Genomic DNA, 4,846 nt, shown 5'->3' with positions numbered 1-4,846 from the left:
GCGTTCACCGATCCGCCGCTGACCACCGTGCGCCAGCCCGTGCAGTCCATGGTGACCGCGGCGGTGCACACGCTGCTGGAGGCCATCGCCGGCACCCCGGCACAGCACTCCGAGCTCATCTTCCAGCCGGAGTTCATCGTGCGCGGCTCGACGGGTTCCGGCCCGAAGATCGTGCGCTGAGCGGAGACCCGGCCCGTTTCCCTCCAAGACTTCGCGCTTCATGCAAAAAGCCGCTTTGGGGTGCGGTAACGGTTGGCTGGGGGTCGGGTCTCAAAACGGTGATTACGGCAATCCGTGTGAAAGGATCCATGCAGACCCTTTCGCGTCCGTGACCGTAATTCCGTGATCATGATGGAGTGTGCCCGGATGGTGCCGAGCAGCCGGTGGACCGTTCCTATGGTGGGGGCGATGGTGGCCGCCGGGCTGCTCGTGCCCGCTCCGGCCGCGTCGGCGGTGACCGGCGGGACGGCGGGGACTGCCGGGGCCGCGGAGACGGCCCACAGGGAGAGGGGCGCCTACGCGGCGGGGAGGACCTACTACGTCGACGCCCGCAAGGGCGACGACTCCGCCGCCGGCACCTCCGCCGCCACGGCGTGGCAGTCCCTGGACGCCGTCAACTCCGCCGACCTGGGCCCCGGTGACACCGTCCGGTTCAAGCGCGGGAACACCTGGACGGGCACGCTCACGCTGAGCGGCAAGGGCACCGCCGCCTCTCCGATCATCGTGGCGACGTACGGCGGGGGCATCTCCCCGAAGATCACCAGCACGGAGGGCAGCTGCGTGGTGGTCAGCGGGTCCAACATCCGGATCACCGGGCTGCGCACCAGCAAGTGCGGGTGGGCCGGCTTCGAGGTCAGCGGTGACAGCAACCTGCTCGACTCCGTCTACGCCGACCGCAACGTGACCGGCGTGCAGATCACCGGATCCCGCAACACCGTCGAGGACAGCATCCTGACCGACAACAACCGGATGAGCGTCAACGACAGCGGCGGCGACGACGACTCCGGCGCCTTCGGCGTGCTGCTCAACGGGGACGACAACCTCGTCACCGGCAACCTGATCACCGGCAGCTACGCCAGCAGCCACGACTACGGCACCGACGGCGCCGCCGTCGAGGTGTTCAACGGCGATCGCAACCGCGTCACCCACAACATCGCCCGCAACAACGAGACCTTCGTCGAGCTCGGCGCGAAGAAGGGCAAGACCGCCACCGGCAACATCTTCGCCCACAACGTGGTGACCTCCACTCGCAAGCGCGGCTCCTTCCTGGTCACCCGGGGCGCCCGGCACGTCGTCGGCCCGGTCAAGGGCACGATCGCGGTGCACAACTCGGTCTACCTGCCCCAGCGCGACACCATCGGCTGGTCCTGCCACGACGGCTGCTCGCCCTCGATCCTCAGGCTCCGCAACAACGTCATCGTGGTCGGCGGGGAGATGGGCTTCGAGGACGGCAAGGGCGCCGACGAGGCCGGAAGCCTCTACTACGGCCGCTCGATGAAGTTCAAGCTCGGCCCCCGCTCCATCGTGGCCAGGCCGCGCTTCAGCAGCACCAAGAGCCTGCGCCTCGAGCCCGGCTCACCGGCCCGGGGCCGCGGCCAGAAGCTCAGCGCCGCCTGGTTCGGCGGCGCCTCCCTGGCCCGCGACATCGCCGGCAAGCCCCTGCCCGCCGACCCCGACGCCGGCGCCTACCAGAACTAGCCGGGCGCCTCCCCGGAAAGCCTGCCCCGCCTCCCTCCGTGGTCCGCCTGATGCCGTACGGTTCCACCGGACACGGCGAAGGGGAGAACGGCATGCGGAACGTCCAGCAGCGGTCGATCAGCGCGTCGGCGGACAGGATCGGCGCGTTGCTGGACCGGGTGGCCACCGCCGACGACCGCCTCTGGCCCGCCCCGGCATGGCCGCCGCTCGTCCTCGACGCGGGGCTGACCCCCGGATCGCGCGGCGGCCACGGCCCGATCCGCTACAGCGTCGCAGAGTACGAGCCCGGCCGCCGTATCCGGTTCTCCTTCGACCCGGAGCTGGGCCTCGACGGCCACCACGAACTCGTCGTCACGGAGGAGGGACCGGAGCGCTCCCGCCTCACGCACACGATCGCGGGCACCACCCGGGGACGCATGAGGATCCTGTGGCCGTTGCTGATCCGCTGGCTGCACGAGGCGCTGATGCAGGACCTCTTCGACAACGCCGAGCGCGCCGCGACCGGCCGGCTCAGCCGCCGCCCCGCGCGCTGGTCGTTGTGGGTGCGCCTGCTGCGGCGGGCCGGTCGCCGAGCCCGGCCCGCGGTGCGGTCCGGAGGGCGGTGAGATCGTCGGCCGCACGTCGGCCCTCATCACCCCCGCCGCCCCTCTCCGCTTCGGGACGGCCGGTCGTGGCCTCCGAGGTCCCCGCCAGGAAACGCCATATCTCACGACATATCCTGGACATCACTTGAGAACATCCGCGAAACCTGCGCAGGACACCCTTGTGCCCGAAGAGAGGTGATCGGCGATGATACTGCGGCTACGGGTGTCCTTCCCCGACAGGCCGGGTGCACTGGGCCAGGTCGCCCGGGTGCTCGGCACGCTCGGCGCGGACATTCTCCAGGTGACGGTTCTCGAGCGGGAGACCGGACGGGCGGTGGACGACTTCATCGTCTCCTGGCCCGGGACCCCGTCCGCGGAGACCGTCCGCGACCGCCTGTCGGTGATCCCCGGGATGCGCGTCGAGGGTGTGTGGCCCACCAGGGAGACCCCGGGGACCGCTCCCGACTACGACCTGTTGCGCCATGTGGCCGCCGAGCCCTCCAGGGCCTACGCCACGTTCGTGGACGCCGTGCCCGACCTGGTCGAGGCCGAGTGGGCCGTCGCCCTGTCCTCCGGCGACGGCCACCTGGTCCACCGCAGCTGGCAGGCGCCGCAGGACCTCGACGAGAGCGGCGGTCTCGTCGGCGTCAAGATCGGCGACCTCACCCCCCTGCGCCCGGCGGTGCTGGCCTCGGGTCCCTACCGGCTGATGAGCCTGCCGGTCCCCGGCGCGTCCCTGCACGTGGTGCTGGCCCGCACCGAGGGCCCGCCGTTCCACCGCGCCGAGGTGGACCGTGCCAACCGGGTACTGGAGATCGTCTCCACCATCGCCTCCTGAGACGGGACGGCCTCCTGAGGCCCGTCTCCGAGGTCCCGGCGGGTCTCAGCGGTGTGGCGGGTCGATGCGGGAGCCGTCGACGGTGAACAGCAGCAGGCGGGTGGCGTCGACGCCGACCCGGGCCGGCTCGCCGGCCCGCCAGATCGGGCGGGAGCCGACGCGCACGATCAGGTCGGCCCGGCGGTGGGTGCCTCCGGGCTGCTCCTGGCTCTCGTACTGGGGGCTCGTCTCCTCCTCCGAGCCGGGGAACAGCCGGCGCATCATCGAGCGGATCCTGCTGCCCTGGGAGGAGTCGCCGCCGTTGCGGGCGTGCAGCCGCGGGTCCGGGGGCTCGGGGACGGCGACGGAGGTGATCCCGGTCTCGACGTAGGCGAGCCACTCGTGGCCGTGGTACTCCAGAGTCCGCACGCGCCCGAGGAAGGTCGGGCCCTCGAAGGTGTCCGGGACCGGGGCGAGGCAGTCGGGGCGCAGTCCGACGATGATCTGGTTGCCGACGTGCTGGGAGATCGCGTAGGCGCGCGGGTCGGTCCACGGGATCATGATCTGGTGCGGCCCGAAGTCCAGCAGGATGAACTGGTTCTGCGGCGTGCGCACGGTCGCCGAGAGCAGGTTGAGCTGCTGGGAGTTGAGGAAGGCGGCGGTGAAGGCGGTGGCCGGGTCGTTGTAGACCTGGCCGGGGGTGCCGACGTCCTGGAGCACGCCCCGGTTCATGATGGCGATCCGGTCGGCCAGGGTCAGCGCCTCGACCTGGTCGTGCGTCACGTAGATCGTGGTGACACCGAGGGCGCGGACCAGCGCGGAGATCTCCATGCGCAGCTCGGTGCGCATGCCGGCGTCCAGGTTCGACAGCGGCTCGTCCATCAGGAACAGCGAGGGCTGGCGGACGATCGCGCGGCCCATCGCGACGCGCTGCCGCTGGCCGCCTGAGAGCGTTCCAGGACGGCGGTCGAGCGTCTCGTCGATGTGCAGCGCCTTGGAGAGCTCGGTGACGCGGTCCCTGACCACCGCGGGATCCGTCTTGGAGATCTCCAGCGGGAAGGCGAGGTTGCCGCGCACCGTGCGGTGCGGGTAGAGCGCGCCGTTCTGGAAGACCATGGCGACGTCGCGGTCGCGCGGCGCCAGGTCGTTGGCGAGCTCGCCGCCAAGCCAGAGGTCGCCGGAGGTGACCTCCTCCAGCCCTGCGATCATCCGCAGCAGGGTGGACTTCCCGCAGCCGGAGGGCCCCAATAGGACGAGAAGCTCTCCGTCATCGGCGCGCAGGTTCATACGATCGACCGCAAGGTACCCTCCCGGGTACACCTTGGTCACGTTGTCCAGCACGACGGTACTCATGCGCGCTCGTTCCTCCCGGACGGCGATGCCCGGATCGACCCTGTGATTGATGAGGTAGTACATCGTGCCGCTTGCCCATGTGTCCATAGATGTCGTTAGAAATTACAAATCTCCTGGTTACATCTGTGTCTCTCCGTGTTCGCCCCCCTGTCACATCCCCTTTTTTCGGGCATTCGCTGCGTCGGCGAGCACGGGATGTTAGAGTTTTCGGAAAGTTTCTGAAAGAAATTTCGCGGCGAGGTTCGCGCAGGCCGGCCGGTGTCCGTTCGGCTTGCACCTCACCCGGCACCATGGTGAGGTACTTCTGATGGACGGTGAAGTGACGCAGATCTCCCGGTCCCGCCCTGAGGGGACGGGCACCCGGCTGGCCGACATCGCCGTCCAGGCCGGGGTT

General features: G+C 70.0%; 5 protein-coding genes. 4 read left to right on the top strand and 1 reads right to left on the bottom strand.

The features are described from left to right. The 4 genes from Psi01_RS42725 to Psi01_RS42710 all read left to right on the top strand — a co-directional run. The coding region (locus tag Psi01_RS42725; RefSeq protein ID WP_204069930.1) for a substrate-binding domain-containing protein at nt 1-180 on the top strand (180 nt) is incomplete at its 5' end. A 228-nt stretch (nt 181-408) separates the two neighbouring features. Then, nucleotides 409-1,698 carry a NosD domain-containing protein gene (locus Psi01_RS42720; protein WP_204069929.1) on the top strand — a complete coding sequence of 430 codons (1,290 nt, stop codon included), beginning with the start codon at nt 409-411 and terminating at the stop codon, nt 1,696-1,698. Nucleotides 1,699-1,790: 92 nt separating this feature from the next. Further along, nucleotides 1,791-2,303 (top strand): SRPBCC family protein, encoded by a 513-nt coding sequence (locus Psi01_RS42715; RefSeq protein WP_204069928.1) that lies wholly within the window; start codon nt 1,791-1,793, stop codon nt 2,301-2,303. A gap of 184 nt (nt 2,304-2,487) precedes the next feature. Then, a complete protein-coding gene (locus tag Psi01_RS42710; protein WP_204069927.1) occupies nt 2,488-3,120 on the top strand; it encodes an ACT domain-containing protein in 633 nt (210 codons plus the stop codon). A 45-nt stretch (nt 3,121-3,165) separates the two neighbouring features. Here the strand turns inward: Psi01_RS42710 and Psi01_RS42705 are convergent, their stop codons facing one another. Further along, a complete protein-coding gene (locus Psi01_RS42705; RefSeq protein ID WP_204069926.1) occupies nt 3,166-4,452 on the bottom strand; it encodes an ABC transporter ATP-binding protein in 1,287 nt (428 codons plus the stop codon). Between the last annotated feature and the right edge of the window lie 394 nt (nt 4,453-4,846).

The sequence above is a fragment of the Paraplanobispora siamensis genome, from assembly GCF_016863175.1.
Classification (GTDB): Bacteria; Actinomycetota; Actinomycetes; order Streptosporangiales; family Streptosporangiaceae; genus Planobispora; species Planobispora siamensis.
Note: the sequence above shows the minus strand (reverse complement) of the source record. Positions and strands in the feature narration are given on the sequence as shown.